Annotated in this window: 16 protein-coding genes and 1 pseudogene; 12 read left to right on the plus strand and 5 right to left on the minus strand. The window is 60.9% G+C overall.

Translation table 11 applies throughout. From position 1 onward, the window contains the following. Positions 1-10: 10 nt before the first annotated feature. Positions 11-1,642, minus strand: a complete 1,632-nt coding sequence (locus tag ACYZTK_RS09940) for a Na+/H+ antiporter (RefSeq protein WP_462014273.1) — start codon at positions 1,640-1,642, stop codon at positions 11-13. Between the two features lie 324 nt (positions 1,643-1,966). Between ACYZTK_RS09940 and ACYZTK_RS09945 the strand changes: the two genes are divergently transcribed. The 4 genes from ACYZTK_RS09945 to ACYZTK_RS09960 all read left to right on the plus strand — a co-directional run bounded on the left by ACYZTK_RS09945 (position 1,967) and on the right by ACYZTK_RS09960 (position 5,184). Further along, positions 1,967-2,275, plus strand: coding sequence for an arsenate reductase (locus ACYZTK_RS09945; protein ID WP_462014274.1), 309 nt, complete (start codon positions 1,967-1,969; stop codon positions 2,273-2,275). 31 nt (positions 2,276-2,306) lie between these two features. After that, positions 2,307-3,341 (plus strand): 2,3,4,5-tetrahydropyridine-2,6-dicarboxylate N-succinyltransferase, encoded by a 1,035-nt coding sequence (gene dapD, locus ACYZTK_RS09950; protein ID WP_462014275.1) that lies wholly within the window; start codon positions 2,307-2,309, stop codon positions 3,339-3,341. A 236-nt stretch (positions 3,342-3,577) separates the two neighbouring features. Continuing rightward, positions 3,578-4,783: an aminotransferase class V-fold PLP-dependent enzyme gene (locus ACYZTK_RS09955; RefSeq protein WP_462014276.1), complete on the plus strand. Its 1,206-nt coding sequence runs from the start codon at positions 3,578-3,580 to the stop codon at positions 4,781-4,783. Next, on the plus strand, positions 4,780-5,184 hold the full coding sequence (locus tag ACYZTK_RS09960) for a SufE family protein (RefSeq protein ID WP_462014277.1): 405 nt from the start codon (positions 4,780-4,782) through the stop codon (positions 5,182-5,184). The genes ACYZTK_RS09955 and ACYZTK_RS09960 overlap by 4 nt, the downstream gene beginning before the upstream one ends. Before the next feature lie 131 nt (positions 5,185-5,315). Here the strand turns inward: ACYZTK_RS09960 and tcdA are convergent, their stop codons facing one another. Beyond that, positions 5,316-6,128 (minus strand): tRNA cyclic N6-threonylcarbamoyladenosine(37) synthase TcdA, encoded by an 813-nt coding sequence (gene tcdA, locus ACYZTK_RS09965; protein ID WP_462014278.1) that lies wholly within the window; start codon positions 6,126-6,128, stop codon positions 5,316-5,318. 229 nt (positions 6,129-6,357) lie between these two features. Here tcdA and ACYZTK_RS09970 point away from each other — a divergent pair, with 229 nt between their 5' ends. The 4 genes from ACYZTK_RS09970 (at position 6,358) to ACYZTK_RS09985 (ending at position 11,562) form a co-directional block, all read left to right on the plus strand. Further along, a complete protein-coding gene (locus ACYZTK_RS09970) occupies positions 6,358-8,949 on the plus strand; it encodes a glycosyltransferase (RefSeq protein WP_462014279.1) in 2,592 nt (863 codons plus the stop codon). 197 nt (positions 8,950-9,146) lie between these two features. Next, positions 9,147-10,298: a succinyl-diaminopimelate desuccinylase gene (gene dapE, locus ACYZTK_RS09975; RefSeq protein WP_462014280.1), complete on the plus strand. Its 1,152-nt coding sequence runs from the start codon at positions 9,147-9,149 to the stop codon at positions 10,296-10,298. Beyond that, the gene (locus tag ACYZTK_RS09980; protein ID WP_462014281.1) at positions 10,298-11,107 is read left to right on the plus strand and encodes a putative RNA methyltransferase; all 810 of its coding nucleotides are present in this window, start codon (positions 10,298-10,300) and stop codon (positions 11,105-11,107) included. The genes dapE and ACYZTK_RS09980 overlap by 1 nt, the downstream gene beginning before the upstream one ends. A gap of 77 nt (positions 11,108-11,184) precedes the next feature. Beyond that, entirely contained in the window at positions 11,185-11,562 is a 378-nt protein-coding gene (locus ACYZTK_RS09985; RefSeq protein WP_462014282.1) for a hypothetical protein, read from the plus strand. A 92-nt stretch (positions 11,563-11,654) separates the two neighbouring features. Here the strand turns inward: ACYZTK_RS09985 and ACYZTK_RS09990 are convergent, their stop codons facing one another. Continuing rightward, positions 11,655-11,864, minus strand: a complete 210-nt coding sequence (locus tag ACYZTK_RS09990; protein WP_010462862.1) for a cold-shock protein — start codon at positions 11,862-11,864, stop codon at positions 11,655-11,657. A 164-nt stretch (positions 11,865-12,028) separates the two neighbouring features. Here ACYZTK_RS09990 and plsB point away from each other — a divergent pair, with 164 nt between their 5' ends. The 4 genes and pseudogenes from plsB to ACYZTK_RS10010 all read left to right on the plus strand — a co-directional run bounded on the left by plsB (position 12,029) and on the right by ACYZTK_RS10010 (position 17,207). Next, complete coding sequence (gene plsB, locus ACYZTK_RS09995) at positions 12,029-14,530, plus strand: glycerol-3-phosphate 1-O-acyltransferase PlsB (RefSeq protein WP_462014283.1); 2,502 nt, start codon at positions 12,029-12,031, stop codon at positions 14,528-14,530. Positions 14,531-14,644: 114 nt separating this feature from the next. Continuing rightward, positions 14,645-15,043: a YbaY family lipoprotein gene (locus tag ACYZTK_RS10000; protein ID WP_462014284.1), complete on the plus strand. Its 399-nt coding sequence runs from the start codon at positions 14,645-14,647 to the stop codon at positions 15,041-15,043. A gap of 26 nt (positions 15,044-15,069) precedes the next feature. Next, positions 15,070-15,759: a DUF4197 domain-containing protein gene (locus tag ACYZTK_RS10005; RefSeq protein ID WP_462014285.1), complete on the plus strand. Its 690-nt coding sequence runs from the start codon at positions 15,070-15,072 to the stop codon at positions 15,757-15,759. Positions 15,760-15,857: 98 nt separating this feature from the next. Next, a pseudogene (locus ACYZTK_RS10010) lies at positions 15,858-17,207 on the plus strand (Fic family protein). Positions 17,208-17,210: 3 nt separating this feature from the next. Here the strand turns inward: ACYZTK_RS10010 and ACYZTK_RS10015 are convergent. Next, positions 17,211-20,276 carry an efflux RND transporter permease subunit gene (locus ACYZTK_RS10015; RefSeq protein ID WP_462014286.1) on the minus strand — a complete coding sequence of 1,022 codons (3,066 nt, stop codon included), beginning with the start codon at positions 20,274-20,276 and terminating at the stop codon, positions 17,211-17,213. Positions 20,277-20,282: 6 nt separating this feature from the next. Next, entirely contained in the window at positions 20,283-21,383 is a 1,101-nt protein-coding gene (locus ACYZTK_RS10020; protein ID WP_462014287.1) for an efflux RND transporter periplasmic adaptor subunit, read from the minus strand. Positions 21,384-21,439 lie beyond the last annotated feature (56 nt).

The following is a 21,439-nucleotide window of genomic DNA, read 5'->3' on the forward strand; positions in this document are numbered from 1 at the left end:
GGGAGTTTGATTACTTCACCACCCCGAGATTGGCTTCGCTCAAGTCCAGCTCCCCTAACACCTCGCGCAAGACGTCATCACCAATCTGGTGGTGACGGCTGAGCGCGTACAACTCCAGGCGCTGCGCCCGCAGCGCTTTCAGGCGCATCCGCCGCTCCAGCAAATCCATCTGGAACGCCAGCGCCTGGGCCTCCGCCGAATCGTTGAACACTTCCAGCTGATGCCTATACTCGGACATGATCCGCGCCTTCAGTTCAATCGCCAGCGCAGCCTGGGCCGCGTCCTGCGGAGTGACCTCGTCGACTTCGAGCGCGTGGATCGCCGCCTCGGCGGTCTTACGCCAGGCATCGCGCACTTCATTGCGGCGTTTGTCGTCCGGGCTTTTTTCGATTCCGCGCAAGAGCAGCGGCAACGCGATGCACGCAGCGATCAGCGACAGCAAGATTACCCCGGCCGCGATGAAAATCAGCAGATCTCGCTCAGGAAACGCCGCACCGCCCATCAGCATCGGCACCGACAGCACGCCGGCCAAGGTCACCGCCCCGCGCACGCCGCCCACGGTCAGCAACCAGCACGAACGGGCAGTCGGGACCTGGGTCATCTGGTCTTTACCTCGCCAACGCCGCAGCCATCCGGAAAAGCGCCAGGTGCTCTGCACCCAGACGAATCGCAACACCAGCAGCACCAGGAAGATCGCCACCACGTCCAGGCAACGGTAGAGCAAAGTCGGCCACAGCGAAGTCTCGTGGCTGGCCACCGCCTTGATGATGTCCGGCAACTGCAGACCCAGCAGGAGGAAGATCAGGCCGTTAAAGGCGAACTCCAGCAGTGACCAGACGCTGCGATTGAGCAGTCGGGTACTGGTCTGGCGCGGCAGCAGGTCGAGCCAGCTTTGCATCATCCCCGCCGCTACCGCCGACAGGATGCCCGACGCGCCCAGACGCTCGGCAAGTACGTAGGCCGCAAACGGCAGCAACAGCATGAACACCACGTGGGTTGCCGGGTCATCCCAACCCCGGGCGATCATCCAGGAACGCAGGCGCCCAACCAGCCAGCTCAGCGCGACGCCGACCGCCAGCCCGCCAACGGCCACCAGAACGAAGGTCAGGCTGGCATTGGCCAGGGAGAACACACCGGTCACGGCTGCAGCCAGGGCAAACTTGAACGTCACCAGGCCCGAGGCGTCGTTCATCAGCGCTTCGCCCTGCAACATGTGCATCAACGGGGTTGGCAGGCGATTCTGCGAGATCGCCGAAACCGCCACGGCATCGGTCGGTGACAACACTGCCGCCAACGCGAACGCCACTGGCAAGGGAATACTTGGCAATAGCCAATGGATGAAATAACCGGCGCCAACCACAGTGAACAGCACCAGGCCCACCGCCAAGGTCAGGATCGGACCGCGCAGCCGCCACAGTTCCCTTTTAGGCATGCGCCAGCCATCGGAGAACAGCAAAGGCGGCAAAAACAAGAATAGAAACAATTCTGGGTCCAGCGCCACGTGCAAACCGAGAGTGGGCCACGCCAGCAAGGCGCCGGCGCAGATCTGCACCAGCGGCAACGGCAGCGGTATCACCCGCCCGACCAGGCGGGAAACGCTGACCAGCATCAGCAGGATCAGGACGGTGTAGGCGGTTTGCATAAAGCGTTTTTCCCAGGCATTCGACAGCATTGAAGTGCCATATTAGCCGTTTAGACTGCGGGCTGGCCGTTACACCAATGTCGCATCGCTATCGCGGGATACCCTTGTAGGAGTGAGCCTGCTCGCGATAGCGATAGTCCTGACAACACGAGGGTGACTGACAAACCGCCATCGCGAGCAGGCTCACTCCTACAGGGGTTTGGGTTTTAGTTCGAGGGTCATGGCATAATCTCTCACCTTTTTTCCAGCACCTGTAAAGGGGGCAATTCCTTGACCGTTTCAAGTAAAACGTTGCACCTTTTCGGCATCAAGGCGTGTGACACCATGAAAAAGGCGCGCACCTGGCTTGATGAACACGCTGTCAGCTATGACTTCCACGATTACAAGACGGCCGGAATCGACCGTGAACACCTGACCCAGTGGTGCGACGAGCACGGCTGGCAAGTGGTGTTGAACCGCGCAGGCACGACCTTTCGCAAACTCGAAGACGAACGCAAAGCCGATCTCGACCAAGCGAAAGCTATCGAACTGATGCTCGCACAACCCTCGATGATCAAGCGCCCGGTGCTCGATCTCGGTGACCGAACCCTGATTGGCTTTAAGCCAGATATCTACGCGGCTGCCCTCAAGTAAGCAGCCCGTCATTCTTTGTAGAGGTATTTACATGTCCAATTCCCTGTTCAGCATTGCCTTTGGCGTCGGCACCCAGAATCGTCAAGGTGCATGGCTGGAAGTGTTTTACCCGCAGCCGCTGTTGAATCCATCGGCCGAACTGGTCGCCGCCGTTGCGCCGACTCTCGGTTACAGCGAAGGCAACCAGGCGATCACCTTCACCACCGCGCAAGCTGCACAACTGGCTGAAGCCGTGAAAGGCATCGACGCGGTACAAGGCAAGCTGCTGACCCGCCTGGCCGAAAGCCACAAGCCGCTGGTCGCTACCCTGCTGGCCGAAGACGCGCAATTGACTTCCACCCCAGAGGCTTACCTCAAGCTGCACCTGCTGTCCCATCGCCTGGTCAAGCCGCACGGTGTGAGCCTGGCCGGGATCTTCCCGCTGCTGCCGAACGTCGCCTGGACCAGCCAGGGCGCAATCGACCTGGCCGAACTGGCCGAGATGCAACTCGAAGCGCGTCTGCGCGGTGAGCTGCTGGAAGTGTTCTCGGTGGACAAGTTCCCGAAAATGACCGACTACGTGGTACCGGCCGGCGTCCGTATCGCTGATGCCGCGCGTCTGCGCCTGGGCGCCTACGTGGGTGAAGGCACCACCGTGATGCACGAAGGTTTCATCAACTTCAACGCCGGCACCGAAGGCCCGGGCATGATCGAAGGTCGTGTCTCGGCTGGTGTATTCGTCGGCAAGGGTTCGGACCTGGGCGGCGGCTGCTCCACCATGGGCACCCTGTCGGGCGGCGGCAACATTGTGATCAAGGTTGGCGAGGGCTGCCTGATCGGCGCTAACGCCGGTATCGGTTTCCCGTTAGGCGACCGCAACACTGTCGAATCGGGCCTGTATGTGACCGCCGGCACCAAGGTGGCGCTGCTGGACGAGAAAAACCAGCTGGTCAAAGTGGTCAAGGCCCGTGAACTGGCCGGCCAGTCCGACCTGCTGTTCCGTCGCAATTCGGAAACCGGTGCCGTGGAATGCAAAACCCACAAATCGGCGATCGAACTGAACGAAGCGTTGCACGCGCACAACTAAGCCGCCGAGCTTGCTCCCACAACATATAGATGACACCTGTGGGAGCAAAGCTTGCTCCTATAACGCGCAGATCACACCTGTGGGAGCAAAGCTTGCTCCTATAACGCGCAGATCACACCTGTGGGAGCAAAGCTTGCTCGCGATGAGGCCCTCAAGGCCGCCGAAACCTTCGCAGGCCAGCCATGTTCCACCAGGGCCTGGCGTTTTTCCGCCCATGTCTGGCAGGGCCAATTTGCATGATGATCCCCTCCCCCTGGCGTGCCGACTTCCCGGCGATCGCCGCGCTGCAACGGCAAGACCAGACCTACCTGGACAACGCCGCCACCACGCAAAAACCTCAAGCCCTGCTGGATGCGCTGACGCATTACTACGCCAATGGCGCAGCCAATGTGCATCGGGCGCAGCACCTGCCCGGCGCTCACGCGACCCAGGCCTTCGAGGACAGCCGCAGCAAGGTCGGGCAATGGCTAAATGTTGGCGATTGCGGACAAATTATCTTCACCCACGGCGCGACCTCCGCGCTGAACCTCCTGGCCTATGGCCTGGAACACTCATTCAATCCGGGCGACGAGATCGTCATCAGCGCCCTGGAGCATCACGCCAACCTGCTGCCATGGCAGCAACTGGCACGTCGTCGCGACCTGAAGTTGGTGATCCTGCCGCTGGACGCCGATGGCTTGATCGACCTCGACGCCGCCGCGCAGCTGATCGGCCCACGCACCCGCCTGCTGGCGGTCAGCCAACTGTCCAACGTGCTGGGCGCCTGGCAACCGCTGCCCGCCCTGCTGGCGATGGCCAAGTCCCTCGGCGCCATCACCGTGGTCGATGGCGCCCAAGGGGTAGTCCATGGCCGGCATGACGTGCAGGCACTGGGTTGCGACTTCTATGTGTTCTCCAGCCACAAACTGTACGGCCCCGACGGTCTCGGTGTGCTGTTCGGCCGACATGAAGCGCTGACACAATTGCGGCATTGGCAATTTGGCGGCGAAATGGTGCTGGACGCCAATTACCATGACGCGCGCTTTCGTCCGGCGCCACTGGGTTTCGAAGCAGGCACTCCGCCGATTGCCAGCGTAATCGGCCTTGGCGCCACCCTGGATTATCTGGCCGGGCTGGACCAGGACGCCGTGTCTGCCCACGAAGCCGCACTGCACGACTATTTGCTCAAGGGCCTGCAATCCCGCAACGGCATTCGCCTGCTGGGCAAACCGCAACTGGCGTTGGCCAGCTTCGTCGTCGAGGGTGTGCATAACTCGGACCTGGCGCACCTGCTGACCGAACAGGGGATCGCCGTACGCGCCGGTCACCATTGCGCAATGCCGCTGCTGAAAAGTCTCGAACTGGCCGGGGCAATTCGCGTATCACTGGCGCTGTACAACGATTCCGAAGACCTGGAACGCTTCTTTGAAGCGCTGGACCAGGCACTGGAGCTGCTGCGATGACCATGCCCCCAGACGCCGTCACTGCCCTGGAAACTTTCCAGGCTGCTGCGGGCTGGGAACAGCGCGCCCGTCTGCTGATGCAATGGGGCGATCGCCTGCCTGCTCTGAACGATGTGGATAAAATCGAGGCCAACCGGGTACATGGTTGTGAGAGCCAGGTCTGGCTGGTCGGGACACTCCACGAGGATCGCTGGCAGTTCGCTGCGAGCAGCGACGCGCGACTGATTCGCGGGCTGGTGGCGTTGCTGCTGGCGCGGGTCAACGGCCTCTCGGCCAGCGAATTGCAGCAGGTCGACTTACCGGACTGGTTCAATCAGCTCGGACTGGCCCGACAGCTCTCCCCTTCACGCAGCAATGGCCTCAACGCAGTCCTCCAGCGAATGCGAGAACTCGCCACGTAGGAGCTGCCGAAGGCTGCGATCTTTTGATCTTCGGCGTCAGTGGTTTCGCTAAAGATCAAAAGATCGCAGCCTTCGGCAGCTCCTACAGATCAAAAGATCGCAGCCTTCGGCAGCTCCTACACGGTTGTGTTTCATGCCTCTGGCTTGAGGCGCTCCGCCGGGCGCCGCACGCCTGCCACAATCTTATCCACAGCCTTGGTCGCCGCGACCATGCCGAACGTCGCCGTCACCATCATCACCGCACCAAACCCGCCCGCGCAGTCGAGCTTGACGCCGTCGCCAACAAAACTCTTCTGGAGGCAAATGCTGCCATCCGGCTTCGGGTAGCGCAGTTGCTCGGTGGAAAACACGCACGGCACGCTGTAATGGCGGGTCACGGTGCGGGAGAAGTTGTAATCGCGGCGCAGCGTAGAGCGCACTTTCGACGCCAGCGGGTCATTGAAGGTACGGTTCAGGTCACACACCTGGATCAGCGTCGGATCAATCTGCCCACCCGCGCCTCCAGTGGTAATGATCTGGATCTTGCGGCGCTTGCACCAGGCAATCAACGCAGCCTTGGCGTTGACGCTGTCGATGCAGTCGATGACGCAGTCGATGTTCGGCGTGATGTACTCGGCCATGGTTTCGCGGGTGACGAAATCCGCCACCGCGTGCACCGTGCACTCCGGGTTGATCCCGCGCAAACGCTCAGCCATCACCTCGACCTTGGGTTTGCCCACCGTGCTGTCCAGCGCATGAAGTTGCCGGTTGGCGTTGCTGACGCAGACATCGTCCAGGTCGAACAGCGAAATCTCGCCGACACCGCAGCGGGCAATGGCTTCCGCCGCCCAGGAACCGACGCCGCCGACGCCGACAATCGCCACATGCGCCGCGCGCAGGCGCTCGAGGCCTTCAATGCCATACAAACGAGCGATGCCGGCAAACCGTGGATCTTCTGTACTCATGACCATTACCCCAAAAACCGGCGCGCATTATAGGGCTACGCAGCGACAAGTTTTAAGCTACACGCTGTAAGTGTAAGAACTTATGTGAAATTTAATGGCCCAATGTCAGGCATTTCCCTGTTAGCTGTACGGTCAGAGAACCTCCAGTGTAGGATGCGCGCCCCTGCCAACTGGCAGTCTGCCGCCAACCGCTCCTTCGTTCCACAGCCCTTTGGAACCCGAAAAAGCTATGTCATCGCGTAAATTTGGACTCAACCTGGTCGTGGTGCTCGCCATCGCAGCCTTGTTTACCGGCTTCTGGGCTCTGATTAATCGCCCCGTCACCGCTCCCAACTGGCCTGAACAGATCTCCGGCTTCTCCTACTCGCCGTTCCAGCAAGGCCAGTACCCACAGAAAGATCAGTACCCAAGCGACGACGAAATGCGCCGCGATCTGGAGATCATGAGCAAGCTGACGGACAACATCCGTACTTACTCGGTCGACGGCACCCTGGGTGACATCCCCAAGCTGGCGGAAGAGTTCGGCCTGCGCGTGACCCTGGGGATCTGGATCAGCCCGGACGAGGAGCGCAACGAGCGGGAAATCCTGCGCGCCATTGAAATCGCCAACACCTCGCGTAGCGTGGTACGGGTGGTTGTAGGAAACGAGGCCATTTTCCGTAAGGAAATTACCGCTGCGGAACTGGGCATGATCCTCGACCGGGTGCGCGCGGCGGTGAAAGTGCCGGTTACCACGTCCGAACAATGGCACGTTTGGGAAGAACACCCGGAGCTGGCCAAACATGTCGACCTGATCGCCGCTCACGTATTACCGTACTGGGAATTCATCCCCGTGGACAAGGCCGGGCAATTTGTCCTCGACCGCGCCCGCGACCTGAAAAAAATGTTTCCGAAAAAACCGCTGCTGCTCTCGGAGGTTGGCTGGCCGAGTAATGGCCGCATGCGCGGTGGCGCCGATGCCTCGCCGGCAGACCAGGCGATTTACTTGCGCACGCTGGTCAACAAGCTCAACCGCCAGGGCTTCAACTACTTCGTGATCGAAGCCTTCGACCAGCCGTGGAAGGCCAGCGACGAAGGCTCGGTAGGCGCCTATTGGGGCGTGTTCAACGCTGCCCGTCAGCAGAAATTCAACTTTGAAGGCCCGGTGGTCGCGATCCCGCAATGGCGCGTGCTGGCGGTCGGCTCGGTGGTATTGGCCCTGCTCTCCCTGACGCTGCTGATGATCGACGGCTCGGCGTTGCGCCAGCGTGGTCGTACCTTCTTGACCTTCATCGCCTTCCTTTGCGGTTCGGTGCTGGTGTGGATCGGTTATGACTACAGCTTGCAATACAACACCTGGTTCAGCCTGACGGTCGGCATCCTGCTTGCCTTCGGCGCGTTCGGGGTGTTTATCGTGCTGCTGACCGAGGCCCACGAACTGGCGGAGGCGGTCTGGACCCACAAACGCCGGCGCGAATTCCTGCCGGTGGAGGGGCATTCGGACTACAGGCCGAAGGTCTCTATCCACGTGCCTTGCTACAACGAGCCGCCGGAGATGGTCAAACAGACCCTTAACGCCCTCGCCAACCTCGATTACCCGGACTTCGAAGTCCTGATCATCGACAACAACACCAAGGACCCGGCCGTGTGGGAACCGGTGCAGGCCTACTGCGAAACCCTGGGCCCGCGCTTCAAGTTTTTCCACGTCGCGCCCCTGGCCGGTTTCAAGGGCGGGGCGCTGAACTACCTGATCCCGCATACCGCCAAGGATGCCGAAGTGATTGCGGTGATCGACTCGGACTACTGCGTCGATCCGAACTGGCTCAAGCACATGGTGCCGCACTTTGCCGATCCGAAAATCGCCGTGGTGCAATCGCCACAGGACTATCGCGACCAGAACGAAAGCACCTTCAAGAAGCTCTGCTACGCCGAATACAAGGGCTTCTTCCATATTGGCATGGTCACTCGCAACGACCGTGACGCGATCATCCAGCACGGCACCATGACCATGACCCGGCGTTCAGTGCTCGAGGAACTAGGCTGGGCCGACTGGTGCATCTGTGAAGACGCCGAGCTGGGCCTGCGTGTGTTCGAAAAAGGCTTGTCGGCAGCGTATTACCACACCAGCTACGGCAAGGGCCTGATGCCCGATACCTTTATCGACTTCAAGAAGCAGCGTTTCCGCTGGGCCTATGGCGCGATCCAGATCATCAAGCGCCACACCGCCAGTCTGCTGCGCGGCAAGGACACCGAGCTGACCCGCGGCCAGCGCTATCACTTCCTCGCGGGCTGGCTGCCGTGGGTGGCCGATGGCATGAACATCTTCTTCACCGTCGGCGCGTTGCTGTGGTCGGCGGCGATGATTATCGTGCCGCAGCGGGTCGATCCACCACTGCTGATTTTCGCGATTCCGCCTTTGGCACTGTTCGTGTTCAAGGTCGGCAAGATCATCTTCCTCTATCGTCGCGCGGTCGGGGTGAATCTCAAGGATGCATTCTGCGCGGCACTGGCGGGCCTGGCGTTGTCGCACACCATCGCCAAAGCGGTGTTGTACGGGTTCTTCACCAGCAGCATTCCGTTCTTCCGCACGCCGAAAAACGCTGATAACCACGGCTTTTGGGTGGCGATTTCCGAGGCACGGGAAGAAGTGTTCATCATGTTGCTGCTGTGGGGCGCCGCGCTGGGGATCTACCTCGTGAACGGCTTGCCGAGCAACGACATGCGCTTCTGGGTCACCATGTTGCTGGTGCAATCGCTGCCTTACCTGGCGGCGTTGATCATGGCGTTCCTGTCTTCGCTGCCCAAACCGGCGGCGGAAACCGAAAAGGCGCCAGCGGTCTAAATCTTCACCGATGCACTAAACGGCGGCCAATGGCCGCCGTTTTGCTTTAAGATAACCGCCATTTTGCAGGGCTTGGCCCTTCCCCTGTGGGAGCAAAGTTTGCTCGCGATTAGCATGACGCGGTGTAACACAAGGACCGCATCATCGTTCATCGCGAGCAAGCTTTGCTCCCACAAATCAAGTTTCCGGAGTTTTCCATGACGGCCCACGCCGACCTTTCGCCGACCCTTCAACTCGCCATCGACCTGATCCGCCGTCCGTCCGTGACGCCGGTCGACGCCGATTGCCAGAAGCAGATGATGCAGCGCCTGGGGGATGCCGGCTTCACCCTGGAGCCAATGCGCATCGAGGATGTGGATAACTTCTGGGCCACCCACGGCCAGCATGATGGCCCGGTACTGTGTTTTGCCGGCCACACCGACGTGGTGCCAACCGGACCGGTCGCCGCGTGGCAGATCGACCCGTTCAACGCGCTGATCGACGAGCAAGGCATGCTCTGCGGTCGTGGTGCAGCGGACATGAAAGGCAGCCTGGCGTCCATGACCGTCGCCGCCGAGCGCTTCGTTGCCGACTACCCGAACCACAAGGGCAAGGTCGCGTTTCTGATCACCAGTGACGAAGAAGGCCCGGCGCATCACGGCACCAAAGCCGTGGTCGAGCGCCTGGTCGCCCGCAAGGAGCGCCTGGACTGGTGCATCGTCGGCGAACCGTCGAGCACCACCCTGGTCGGCGACGTAGTAAAGAATGGCCGACGCGGCTCCCTCGGCGCCAAACTCACCGTGCGCGGAGTACAGGGCCACGTGGCCTACCCGCACCTGGCGAAGAACCCGATCCACCTGGCTGCCCCAGCCTTGGCTGCCTTGGCCGCCGAGCACTGGGACAACGGTAACGACTTCTTCCCGCCGACCAGCTTCCAGATTTCCAACGTGAATTCCGGCACCGGCGCGACCAACGTGATCCCGGGCGACCTGGTGGCGGTGTTCAACTTTCGCTTCTCCACCGAATCGACCGTTGAAGGCCTGCAGAAGCGTGTCGCCGATATTCTCGACCACCACGGTCTGGACTGGCACATCGACTGGGCGCTGTCCGGCCTGCCGTTCCTGACCGAACCTGGCGCCTTGCTGGATGCCGTCGCATCGAGCATCAAGGACATCACCGGCCGCGACACCAAAGCGTCCACCAGCGGTGGCACTTCCGACGGCCGTTTCATCGCCACCATGGGCACCCAGGTCGTCGAGCTGGGGCCGGTCAACGCGACCATCCACCAGGTCAACGAACGCGTGCTGGCCGCCGATCTCGACGTGCTGACCGAGATCTACTACCAGACCCTGATCAAGTTGCTCGCCTGATGCTTGCCTGCCCGATCTGCAGCGAACCGCTGAACGCGGTGGACAACGGCGTGGCCTGCCCCGCCGGGCATCGTTTCGACCGCGCGCGCCAGGGTTACCTGAACCTGCTGCCGGTGCAGCACAAGAACAGCCGCGACCCTGGGGATAACCTGGCGATGGTCGAGGCTCGCCGCGACTTTCTCAACGCTGGCCATTACGCGCCGGTGGCCAGGCGCCTGGCCGAGCTGGCTGCTCAGTACGCGCCGCAGCGCTGGCTCGACATCGGTTGTGGCGAAGGTTATTACACCGCGCAGATCGCCGACGCCTTGCCCAATGCCGATGGCTACGCACTGGACATCTCCCGCGAGGCGGTGAAACGCGCGTGCAAGCGTAACCCGCAGCTGACCTGGTTGATCGCCAGCATGGCGCGGGTGCCGCTGGCTTCCGGCAGTTGCCAATTCCTGGCCAGCGTCTTCAGCCCACTGGACTGGGAAGAAGCCAAGCGCCTGCTCAGCCCCGGTGGCGGCCTGATGAAAGTCGGACCGACCAGCGGTCACCTGATGGAATTGCGCGAGCGCCTGTACGATGAAGTCCGTGAATACACCGACGACAAGCATCTGGCGCTGGTGCCGGATGGCATGACGCTGCAGCACAGTGAAACCCTGGAGTTTCGCCTGACCCTGGAAAATGGCCAGGATCGTGCCAACCTGTTGGCCATGACCCCCCATGGCTGGCGCGCCAGTGCCGAACGCCGGGCGGCGGTCATCGAGCAGGTGGAACCGTTCGAGGTCACCGTTTCAATGCGTTACGATTACTTCGTACTTCAATAATTTTTTGGTCTTGAGCAAACGGCTCGAGGCCGGCTAAATCCGCGAATGGATTTTTCAGACCCGCAGTGAGGACATCCATGCGCCAACCCGATATCGAGATTTACCTCAAAGACGCTGACGTCGACTACAAGACCGTTGCCGCCTGGCTCAGCGAAGCCCTGGGCCCGTGCACCGACTGGGTCCAGAAGGGTCAGACTTACAAGTGCAAGGCCGGCAACGTGCCGGTGACCTGGTTGCCAAAGGCTGTAGGAAAATGGAACAGCCTGTACCTGGAAAGCGACCAAACCCCGTGGGAAGACGACATCGCCTGCGCCCGCGCTGCGTTTGCTGCGCTGAACGTGGAAGTGCGCTGCGCGCCGGGAAGCTGGGTCGAGGAAGAAGGTGAGGAGTCGGCTGATCGCTGGATGCGCATCAGCGCGGATGGCGAAGAAGAGATCACCTGGAAAACCGTTTAACAGCAAAAAGATCGCAGCCTTCGGCAGCTCCTACAGGGTCATGTGTACACCTGTAGGAGCTGCCGAAGGCTGCGATCTTTTGATCTCAGGGTTTACAACCCAACCACATCCTCAGCCTGCAACCCCTTCTCCCCCGTCACCACCGCATACTCCACCTGCTGCCCCTCAGCCAGCGAGCGATGCCCCTCGCCGCGGATCGCGCGGTAGTGCACAAACACGTCCACCCCATCCTCGCGCTGAATGAAGCCATAACCCTTGGCGTCGTTGAACCACTTCACATTGCCGGTCTCGCGCGTTGCCATGAATCGTACCTCTTCTTTTTATTGTTGAGGGGCGAGTATATGACAGCCCGGAAAACTCTCAACTCAACTTTACTTAGCCGCTTTTTTGCCGATTTTCGATGAATCCGGCACACTATCGGCCGCCCGAGCAAATGCTCGGTCTCACCCACTAACGCAGAAGCCGTATGACCCGCTCCCCGTTCCGCCGTCTAGTGTTTGGCACCCTGCGCCGACTGCTGTACCTCTGGGTTCGCTCAGAGACGATCAACCAGTCGTCGTTCACCCTCAACCTCGACCGCAGTCGGCCGGTGTTCTACGTCCTGCAAAATCCTTCGCTGACCGACCTTGCCGTGGTCGATACCGAATGCTCCAAGGCCGGCCTGCCGCGCCCGGTGTTGCCAGTATCGGTGGGCAACCTGCTGGAACCGGCGGCGTTCTTCTATCTGACGCCGGACCCGGATTGGCTCGGCCGCCAGGACAAGCGCGGCGCGCCGCCGACCCTGACCCGTCTGGTCAGCGCCCTGAGCCAGAACGCCGCTGAAGATGCGCAGATCATTCCGGTCAGCGTGTTCTGGGGCCAGTCGCCGGACAGCGAGTCGAGCCCGTGGAAACTGCTGTTTGCCGACAGCTGGGCCGTCACCGGTCGTCTGCGCCGGTTACTCAGCATCGTCGTGCTGGGGCGCAAGACCCGGGTGCAATTCTCCGCGCCGATCCACCTGCGTGAGCTGATCGATCACAACAAGGGCCATGAGCGCACCGTGCGCATGGCCCAGCGCATCCTGCGGGTGCACTTCCGCAACCTGAAAGCCGCAGTGATCGGCCCGGACATCTCCCACCGCCGCAACCTGGTCAAGGGCCTGCTCAACCAGCCGCTGGTCAAGCAGGCGATTCTCGAGGAAGCCGAACGCGAGAACATTTCCCCGGAGAAAGCCAAGGCCCAGGCCCTGCGTTACGGCAACGAGATCGCCTCGGACTACACCTACACCGCGATCCGCTTCCTGGAAGTGGTGCTGAGCTGGTTCTGGAACAAGATCTACGACGGGATCAAGGTCAACCATATCGAAGGCGTGCAGAAGGTCGCCCAGGGTCACGAAGTGATCTACGTACCGTGCCATCGCAGCCACATCGACTACCTGCTGCTGTCCTACCTGCTGTTCCGCAACGGCCTGACTCCGCCGCACATCGCCGCCGGGATCAACCTCAACATGCCAGTGATCGGCAGTCTGCTGCGCCGCGGCGGAGCGTTTTTCATGCGCCGCACCTTCAAGGGCAATCCGCTCTACACCTCGGTGTTCAACGAATACCTGCACACCCTGTTTACCAAGGGCTTTCCGGTCGAGTATTTCGTCGAGGGCGGCCGTTCGCGCACCGGGCGCATGTTGCAACCGAAGACCGGGATGCTCGCGATCACCCTTCGGAGTTTCCTGCGCTCTTCGCGCATGCCGATCGTCTTCGTGCCGGTCTACATCGGGTACGAGCGGGTGCTGGAAGGCCGCACCTATCTGGGCGAGTTGCGCGGAGCCACCAAGAAGAAGGAATCGATTTTCGACATCTTCAAGGTCATCGGCGCCCTCAAGCAACGCTTCGGCCAGGTCGCCGTCAACTTCGGCGAGCCGATCAAGCTGGCGGAGTTCCTTGACAGCGAGCAGCCGGACTGGCGCCAGCAAGAGCTGGGTCCGCAGTTCAAGCCGGCGTGGCTTAACGAAACCACCAACCGCCTCGGCGAGAAAGTCGCGCAGCACCTCAACGAAGCGGCGGCAATCAACCCGGTCAACCTGGTCGCCCTGGCCCTGCTCTCCACCACCCGTTTGGCCCTGGACGATCGCGCCATGGCGCGGGTGCTCGACCTGTATCTGGCGCTGTTGCGCAAGGTCCCCTACTCGCCGCACACCACCTTGCCGGAAGGCGATGGCCGGGCGCTGATCGAGCATGTGAAGGACATGGACCTGCTGTCCGAGCAGAGCGATGCCCTGGGCAAGATCCTGTACCTGGACGAGCAGAACGCCGTCCTCATGACCTACTACCGCAACAACGTGCTGCACATCTTCGCCCTGCCCGCGCTGCTGGCCAGTTTCTTCCAGAGCGCCTCGCGCATGAGCCGCGAGCAGATCCTGCGCTACACCCGCGCGCTGTATCCGTACCTGCAGTCGGAGCTGTTCATCCGCTGGTCCATGGATGAGCTGGATGCAGTGGTCGATCAATGGCTCGAGGCATTCGTCGAGCAGGGTCTGCTGCGTTTCGAGAACGACGTCTACCTGCGCCCGGCACCAAGCTCGCGGCACTTCGTGTTGCTGACCCTGCTGTCCAAAAGCATCGCCCAGACCTTGCAACGCTTCTACATGACCGTGTCGCTTCTGCTCAACAGCGGCCAGCACAGCATCAGCGCCGAAGAACTGGAAGACCTGTGCACCGTCATGGCCCAGCGCCTGTCCATCCTGCACGGGCTGAACGCGCCGGAATTCTTCGACAAGAGCCTGTTCCGCCACTTCATCCAGACTATGCTCGACCTCGACGTACTGCGCCGCGACGAAGCCGGCAAGCTGAGCTATCACGAGCTGCTCGGCGAACTGGCCGAAGGTGCGGCCAAGCGCGTATTGCCAGCGGATATTCGCCTGTCGATCCGCCAGGTGGCATTGCATCGCAGTGAAGATGCAGCGGACCAGCCCCCCGCACCACCCGAACCTTGATGAAATCCCCTGTAGGAGTGAGCCTGCTCGCGATAGCGGTATGTCAGACAACACCAATGGTGAATGTCACACCATCGCGAGCAAGCTCGCTCCTACATTAAAAAGAGAACCGCTATGAAAAAACTTACCCTCCTGGCCGCAGCCACCCTCCTCAGCGCCTGCCAATCAATGCAACCCGCCGCAAAAGCCAGTCTCGACGGCGAAGTCTTCTACCTGCAACGCATCGCCCTGCCGCCAACCGCGACCCTGACCGTCACGTTGCAGGACGTATCCCTGGCCGACGCGCCCGCATTAGTGATCGACGAACAAAAAGGCCCGGTCAAAGGCCAGGTGCCGTTGCCGTTCCATCTGAGCTACGATTCTGTCCAGGTCAACCCCGGTCATCGTTACTCGGTCAGCGCGCGCATCGAAGATAAAGGCCAACTCCTGTTCATCACCACCGAACACCACGCCGTGCAACTGGATGGCAGCGATCCGCAGCCGCTTAAAATCCGCGTCGACGCCGCTCGTTAACACTCTTTACCTACAAGGAAGCCGCCATGCTCCGCACCACCCTTCGCTTCACCGGCCTCTGTGCAGGCATGCTGATGTGCGCCAACGCCATGGCGCTGTCGCTCAATGACCTGTCGCAAAAAGACGCCACCGGCGGCCTCAAGGACGCCCTGACCCAAGGCGCCCAAATCGCTGTCAAGCAACTCGGCACCCCGGGCGGTTTCAGCAACAACCCAGACGTGAAAATCGGGCTGCCGGGAAAACTGGGCAAGGTCGCCAGCAAAATGAAACAATTCGGCATGGGCGATCAGGTCGATCAACTGGAAACCAGCATGAACAAGGCCGCAGAAACGGCCGTGGTCCAGGCCCAGCCGATTCTTGTGGATGCCGTGAAGAAGATGACCGTGGACGATGCCAAGGGCATTCTCAGCGGCGGCAACGACTCGGCCACGCAATACCTGAGCAAAACCAGCCGCGAACAGATCCGCGTCAAGTTCCTGCCGATCGTCAAGCAAGCCACTGACCAGGTGGGCCTGGCCAAGCAATACAACTCCTTCGCCGGCCAGGCGGCCACCATGGGCGTACTGGATACCAAAAACGCCAACATCGAAAGCTACGTGACCGAGCAGGCCCTGAACGGCCTGTTCGAGATGATCGGCAAACAGGAAGAAACCATCCGCAACAACCCGGCGGCTGCGGCGACCAGTTTGGCGAAGAAGGTATTCGGCACCCTGTAACCTTTCCTACAGCAATCTCGGAACTGTCTGATATTGAGATACCAGCTGCCAAATGCTGTACTCCTATCTCAATTTCATAAGTTTTTGAGACAGCAGCGATGAAAAAACCACCCGCGCTGAGCGGTCGAACCGACCCGGTATTCGACCTCTTGGCGCGCCCTCCCCACAAAGATCGCCTCGCAGATTACCTGGCGCTGCTCAAGCCTCTGGACGATCAAGGTCGTTACCTGCCTTTCGCTGAGCTGCGCTACCGCTGGGCGCCAGGGCTGGATGCTCATTTGTGCTGGGCGCTGGTCAAAAAGGCGCGTGCAGCCCAGTACATTACCCTGCTGCCGTTGGGCGAGCCGGTCCGGTGGGGCCACTTCATGTGGACCCCGCTGGCACTCAAAGCCATTTCCGCCATTGATCGACAAGCGACAACAGCGGCTTTGGAGCACATGACCGGCCGGATCGGTGAGCATGCGCATTTCAGTTACCTGCTCAACGATCTGATCGAGGACGAGGCCATCAGCAGCAGTCAGCTGGAGGGCGCGGCAACCACTACCCGCGTGGCCAAGGACATGCTCAAGCGCAAACGTCTGCCACGCACGCCTGATGAGCGCATGGTGATCGGCAACTACAGAATGATGAACTTTGCCTGGGAGCAACGCTACCAACCCCTGAGCGTGGAGTTGATTTGCGCGATGCACCAAGTCGGAGTGGAAGGCATTAACGACGCTCTGTATTCGCCAGGCGACCTGAGAAGCAATGATGAAGTAGTGGTTCAGGATGGCGAGGGCAATATCGTCCACACCCCGCCCCCTGCAGCGGGGCTGGAGTCACGCCTGCAGAAGTTGTGCAGATGGATCAACCAGCCCCATGACGACCCCGAGCATTTTGATTACCTGCACCCGCTGATCAAAGGCATTTCCCTGCATTTCGCCTTGGGTTACGAGCACCCATTCCGCGACGGCAACGGTAGAGTCGCGCGAGCGTTGTTCTACTGGTTCATGTTCAAGAACGACTTCTCGGCCTTTCGGTACATTGCGATCAGCATGCTGCTGCGCAATGCTCCGGTGAAATATGGCCGGTCCTATCTGAACACCGAGGCTGATGACCTGGACCTGAGCTATTTCATAGACTTCCAGTGCTCGGTCATCCTTAGGGCCGTCAGCGGCTTTACCGAGGCCTATCGCAAGAGCCTGGTCTACACCGAAAACTTTGATCGCTGGTTGCTGGAATCCGGGGTCTTCGACCAGCTCAGCGAAAAACAGCGGGCTGTCTACCAGGTGGCCAAGAGTGGCATGGCCAAGGAGTTCACTGCTGTGAACGTGAAGGAAAATCTGGATTGTTCCTAAAACACTGCATCGGCAACATTGAACGGCCTGGTTGCACTAAACCTGTTCGAAAAAAGAAAGATCGGGCGCGAGTGGGTGTTCTTTCTACGCGCCCAAAATATTCCCCAGTAGCGATCAGGCCGGTTCCTTCCTGACGCGGAACCATGCCGCATACAACGCCGGCAGGAACAATAGCGTCAACGCCGTTGCCACGATCAAGCCGCCCATGATCGCCACGGCCATCGGCCCGAAGAACACGCTGCGTGACAGCGGGATCATCGCCAGCACTGCCGCCAGCGCAGTCAGTACGATCGGACGGAAGCGGCGGACGGTGGCTTCGATGATGGCTTGCCATGGCTTGAGCCCGGCGGCGATGTCCTGTTCGATCTGGTCCACCAGGATTACCGAATTACGCATGATCATTCCGGACAGGGCAATGGTCCCGAGCATGGCGACAAAACCGAACGGCTGACGGAATATCAGCAGGAACAGGGTCACGCCGATCAGCCCCAGTGGAGCGGTCAGGAAAACCATCACCGTGCGCGAGAAGCTGCGCAATTGCAGCATCAGCAAGGTCAGCACCACCACGATGAACAACGGAACACCGGCCTTCACCGAGTTCTGCCCGCGCGCCGAGTCTTCGACGGTGCCACCGACATCCAGCAGGTAGCCGTCCGGCAGCTCGGCGCGAATCGGATCGAGGGTCGGCATGATCTGCGACACCAGGGTGGCCGGTTGCTCCTTGCCGTAGATATCAGCCCGCACCGTTACGTTCGGCAGGCGATTACGGTGCCAGATGATGCCCTCTTCGAAGCCGTATTCCAGGGTGGCAATCTGTGACAGGGCCACGCTGCGACCGTTGTCGGTCGGCACGGCCAGGCTCGGCAGCAACGACAGCTCGGTGCGCTCGTGCAGGGTGCCGCGCAGCAGGATCTCGATCAACTCGTTGTCTTCGCGATACTGGCTGACGCTGGAACCGGTCAAAGAACTCTGGAGGAATTTCGACAGGTTCGCCGTACTCACGCCAAGCGCCCGGGCGCGGTCCTGATCGACGTTGAGGTAGACCACCTTGCTCGGCTCCTCCCAGTCCAGGTGGACGTTGACCACGTGCGGGTTCTCGCGAACTTTTGCCGCGACTTTGCGCGCCAGGGCTCGCACTTCCTCGATGTGTTCACCGGTGACCCGGAACTGCACCGGGTAACCCACAGGCGGGCCGTTTTCCAGGCGCGTTACCCGCGAGCGCAATGCCGGGAACTGCTCGTTGAGCGTCTCGATCAGCCAGGTGCGCAGGGGTTCGCGGTCCTCGATGGTCTTGGCCAGCACCACAAACTGGGCGAAGCTCGCCGCCGGCAGTTGCTGATCCAGCGGCAGATAAAAGCGCGGTGACCCGGTGCCCACGTAGGCCACGTAATTATCGATGCCGGCGTGATCCTTCAGCAGCGCTTCGAAGCGTTTGACCTCTTCGGCGGTATTGCTCAGGGACGCGCCCTCGGCCAGCTTCAGGTCGACCATCAATTCCAGGCGACCGGATGCCGGGAAGAACTGCTGCGGGACAAAACGAAACAGCGCAATCGAGGCAATGAACAACACCACGGTCAGCACAATCACCGTCTTGCGCCAGCGTACGCACCATTCCACCAGCCGCCGCACGCGCTGATAGAAAGGTGTCGCGTAGGGATCCGGCTGACCCGCGCCGTGTTTGGCGGCGTGAATTTTCGCCAGGTCCGGCAGGAGTTTTTCTCCCAGGTACGGCACGAACACCACAGCAGCCACCCAGGACGCCAGCAGCGCAATGGTCACTACCTGGAAGATCGAGCGGGTGTACTCGCCGGTGCCCGAGTGCGCCGTAGCGATCGGCAAAAAGCCGGCTGCGGTGATCAGGGTGCCGGTGAGCATCGGGAACGCAGTGCTGGTCCAGGCGTAGCTGGCCGCCTTGATCCGGTCGAAGCCCTGCTCCATTTTGATCGCCATCATTTCCACGGCGATGATTGCATCGTCCACCAGCAAGCCCAAGGCCAGCACCAGGGCGCCGAGGGAAATCTTGTGCAGGCCGATGCCGAGGTAATACATGCAGGCGAAAGTCATCGCCAACACCAGCGGGATCGCCAGCGCGACGACCATGCCGGTCCGCACGCCGAGGGAGAAAAAGCTCACCAGCAACACGATCGCCAGGGCCTCCACCAGCACCTGGACGAACTCTCCCACGCCGGTTTTAACTGCGGCGGGCTGATCCGAGACCTTGCGCAATTGCATGCCGGCCGGCAGGTTGTTCTGGATGCGGTCGAATTCGATTTCCAGCGCCTTACCCAGCACCAGGATGTCGCCGCCGCCCTTCATCGCCACGGCCAGGCCGATTGCGTCCTGCGCCATGAAACGCATGCGCGGCGCCGGAGGATCGTTGAAGCCGCGACGTACGTTAGCCACGTCGGAAATTCGGAACGTACGATCGCCGACCCGGATCGGGAAGTTCTTTATCTCGTCGACTGTCTGAAAGTTTCCCGAAACCCGTAGCTGCAAACGCTCGCTGGTGGTTTCGAAGAACCCAGCCGTGGACACCGCATTCTGTTCCTCCAAGGCTTGCTGCACCGCCGCCAGAGGCAATCCCAGAGTCGCAAGCTTGACGTTGGACAGCTCGATCCAGATTTTTTCGTCCTGCAGGCCAAGCAATTCGACCTTGCCGACATCCTTGACCCGTTGCAGCTGGATCTGGATGCGATCGGCGTAATCCTTGAGCACTGCGTAGTCGAATCCATCGCCGGTCAGGGCGTAGATGTTGCCGAAGGTGGTGCCGAATTCGTCGTTGAAAAACGGCCCCTGAATGCCCGGGGGCAAGGTGTGGCGGATGTCGCTGATCTTCTTGCGCACCTGATACCACAGCTCGGGGATTTCCACCGAGTGCATGGAATCCCGGGCGATAAACGTCACCTGGGACTCACCCGGACGGGAGAACGACACGATGCGTTCGTACTCGCCGGTTTCCATCAGTTTCTTTTCGATGCGCTCGGTGACCTGGCGCGAGACTTCCTCGGCCGTGGCACCGGGCCAGTTGGTGCGAATCACCATGGCCTTGAAGGTGAACGGCGGATCTTCGCTCTGGCCCAGCTTGGTGTAGGAAAGCGCTCCGACCACCGCCAGTAACAGCATCAGGAACAGTACGATCTGGCGGTTACGCAACGCCCATTCGGAAAGATTGAAACCCATCGGGAATTACTCCTTGTCCGCCAGATTGATCACGCGGTTGGCGCGATCCACCGGGCGCACCTGCTGCCCGTCGTGCAGCACATGCACACCGGCTGCGACCACCCAGTCATTGGCGTTGAGACCTTCGAGCACCGGCACGGTTTTCTCGCCGAATGCGCCGACCCGAACCGGGGCTTTTTTCAAGGTGTTGTTGGCGCCGAGCACCCATACATAGGTGGCGCCGTTTTCCGCAGTCACCGCCGAGAGCGGCACCGCCAGCGACACGACGTCGGCGGACTGGATGAACACTCGGGCGCTCTGGCCCAGTTCAGCGGGGACCTTGCCAGCGGTGAAAGCAATCCGTGCGGCAAAGGTGCGCGACTTTGGATCGGCCGCAGGCGACAGCTCGCGGATGCGCCCGGCGAAACGTTGGTCGGGTTGGGTCCACAGCTCCACAGACACCGGCTGGCCGACCTTGAAGCGGCCAAAGCTCTGTTCCGGCAGGCTGATCAGCACTTCACGCTCGCCATCGGTGGCCAGGGTGAATACGGTTTGCCCGGCAGATACCACTTGCCCGACTTCCACCGCTCGTTTGGCTACCACGCCATCCTGGGGAGCGCGCAAAACCGCATAGCTGGCCTGGTTGGTCGATACGTTGAATTCGGCCTTGATCTGCTTAAGGCGGGCTTCACCGGAGCGGTACAGGTTTTCGGAATTGTCGTACGCGGAGCGGCTGACCATCTGACGGTCCATCAGGGTCTTGTAGCGATCACGCTCGGCGCGTACCAGACTGAGATTGGCTTCAGCGGCCGCGACCTGGGCGCGGGTGGCTTCCAGTTGCAGGCGTACGTCCTGCGGATCGAGTTCGGCCAGCGGCTGATCGGCTTTGACCCGCTGCCCTTCCTCGACCAGTCGTCGAATCACCTTGCCGCCAATGCGGAACGCCAGGTCCGGCTCGTAGCGAGCCCGCACTTCACCGGGATAACTTTCCATGGCCTGCGCCGAAGGCTCTGGCTGCACCATCATGGCCGGTCGCACCGTGACCTGAGGCGCCTCCTCGTGACCGCACGCGGACAATAAAAAAGCCAGACCAACTGGCAACGCGAGGGGCAAGGCATAGCGGAACATGGTGAAGGACCTTTCGCTAATGGTGCTTGGAATAATTATACTGACCAGTATGTTAT

The sequence above is a fragment of the Pseudomonas sp. LB3P31 genome, assembly GCF_054897945.1.

Excerpts from the sequence above, each read along its gene's own strand:
- dapD (WP_462014275.1), top strand. The coding sequence starts at position 2,307 with ATGTCCAATTCCCTGTTCAGCATTGCCTTTGGCGTCGGCACCCAGAAT.
- ACYZTK_RS09945 (WP_462014274.1), top strand. The coding sequence starts at position 1,967 with ATGAAAAAGGCGCGCACCTGGCTTGATGAACACGCTGTCAGCTATGAC.
- ACYZTK_RS10000 (WP_462014284.1), top strand. The coding sequence starts at position 14,645 with ATGAAAAAACTTACCCTCCTGGCCGCAGCCACCCTCCTCAGCGCCTGC.
- ACYZTK_RS10005 (WP_462014285.1), top strand. The coding sequence starts at position 15,070 with ATGCTCCGCACCACCCTTCGCTTCACCGGCCTCTGTGCAGGCATGCTG.
- ACYZTK_RS09970 (WP_462014279.1), top strand. The coding sequence starts at position 6,358 with ATGTCATCGCGTAAATTTGGACTCAACCTGGTCGTGGTGCTCGCCATC.
- ACYZTK_RS09960 (WP_462014277.1), top strand. The coding sequence starts at position 4,780 with ATGACCATGCCCCCAGACGCCGTCACTGCCCTGGAAACTTTCCAGGCT.
- ACYZTK_RS09985 (WP_462014282.1), top strand. The coding sequence starts at position 11,185 with ATGCGCCAACCCGATATCGAGATTTACCTCAAAGACGCTGACGTCGAC.
- tcdA (WP_462014278.1), bottom strand. The coding sequence starts at position 6,128 with ATGAGTACAGAAGATCCACGGTTTGCCGGCATCGCTCGTTTGTATGGC.
- ACYZTK_RS10015 (WP_462014286.1), bottom strand. The coding sequence starts at position 20,276 with ATGGGTTTCAATCTTTCCGAATGGGCGTTGCGTAACCGCCAGATCGTA.
- ACYZTK_RS09955 (WP_462014276.1), top strand. The coding sequence starts at position 3,578 with ATGATGATCCCCTCCCCCTGGCGTGCCGACTTCCCGGCGATCGCCGCG.
- ACYZTK_RS10020 (WP_462014287.1), bottom strand. The coding sequence starts at position 21,383 with ATGTTCCGCTATGCCTTGCCCCTCGCGTTGCCAGTTGGTCTGGCTTTT.
- dapE (WP_462014280.1), top strand. The coding sequence starts at position 9,147 with ATGACGGCCCACGCCGACCTTTCGCCGACCCTTCAACTCGCCATCGAC.
- ACYZTK_RS09980 (WP_462014281.1), top strand. The coding sequence starts at position 10,298 with ATGCTTGCCTGCCCGATCTGCAGCGAACCGCTGAACGCGGTGGACAAC.
- ACYZTK_RS09940 (WP_462014273.1), bottom strand. The coding sequence starts at position 1,642 with ATGCAAACCGCCTACACCGTCCTGATCCTGCTGATGCTGGTCAGCGTT.
- plsB (WP_462014283.1), top strand. The coding sequence starts at position 12,029 with ATGACCCGCTCCCCGTTCCGCCGTCTAGTGTTTGGCACCCTGCGCCGA.
- ACYZTK_RS09990 (WP_010462862.1), bottom strand. The coding sequence starts at position 11,864 with ATGGCAACGCGCGAGACCGGCAATGTGAAGTGGTTCAACGACGCCAAG.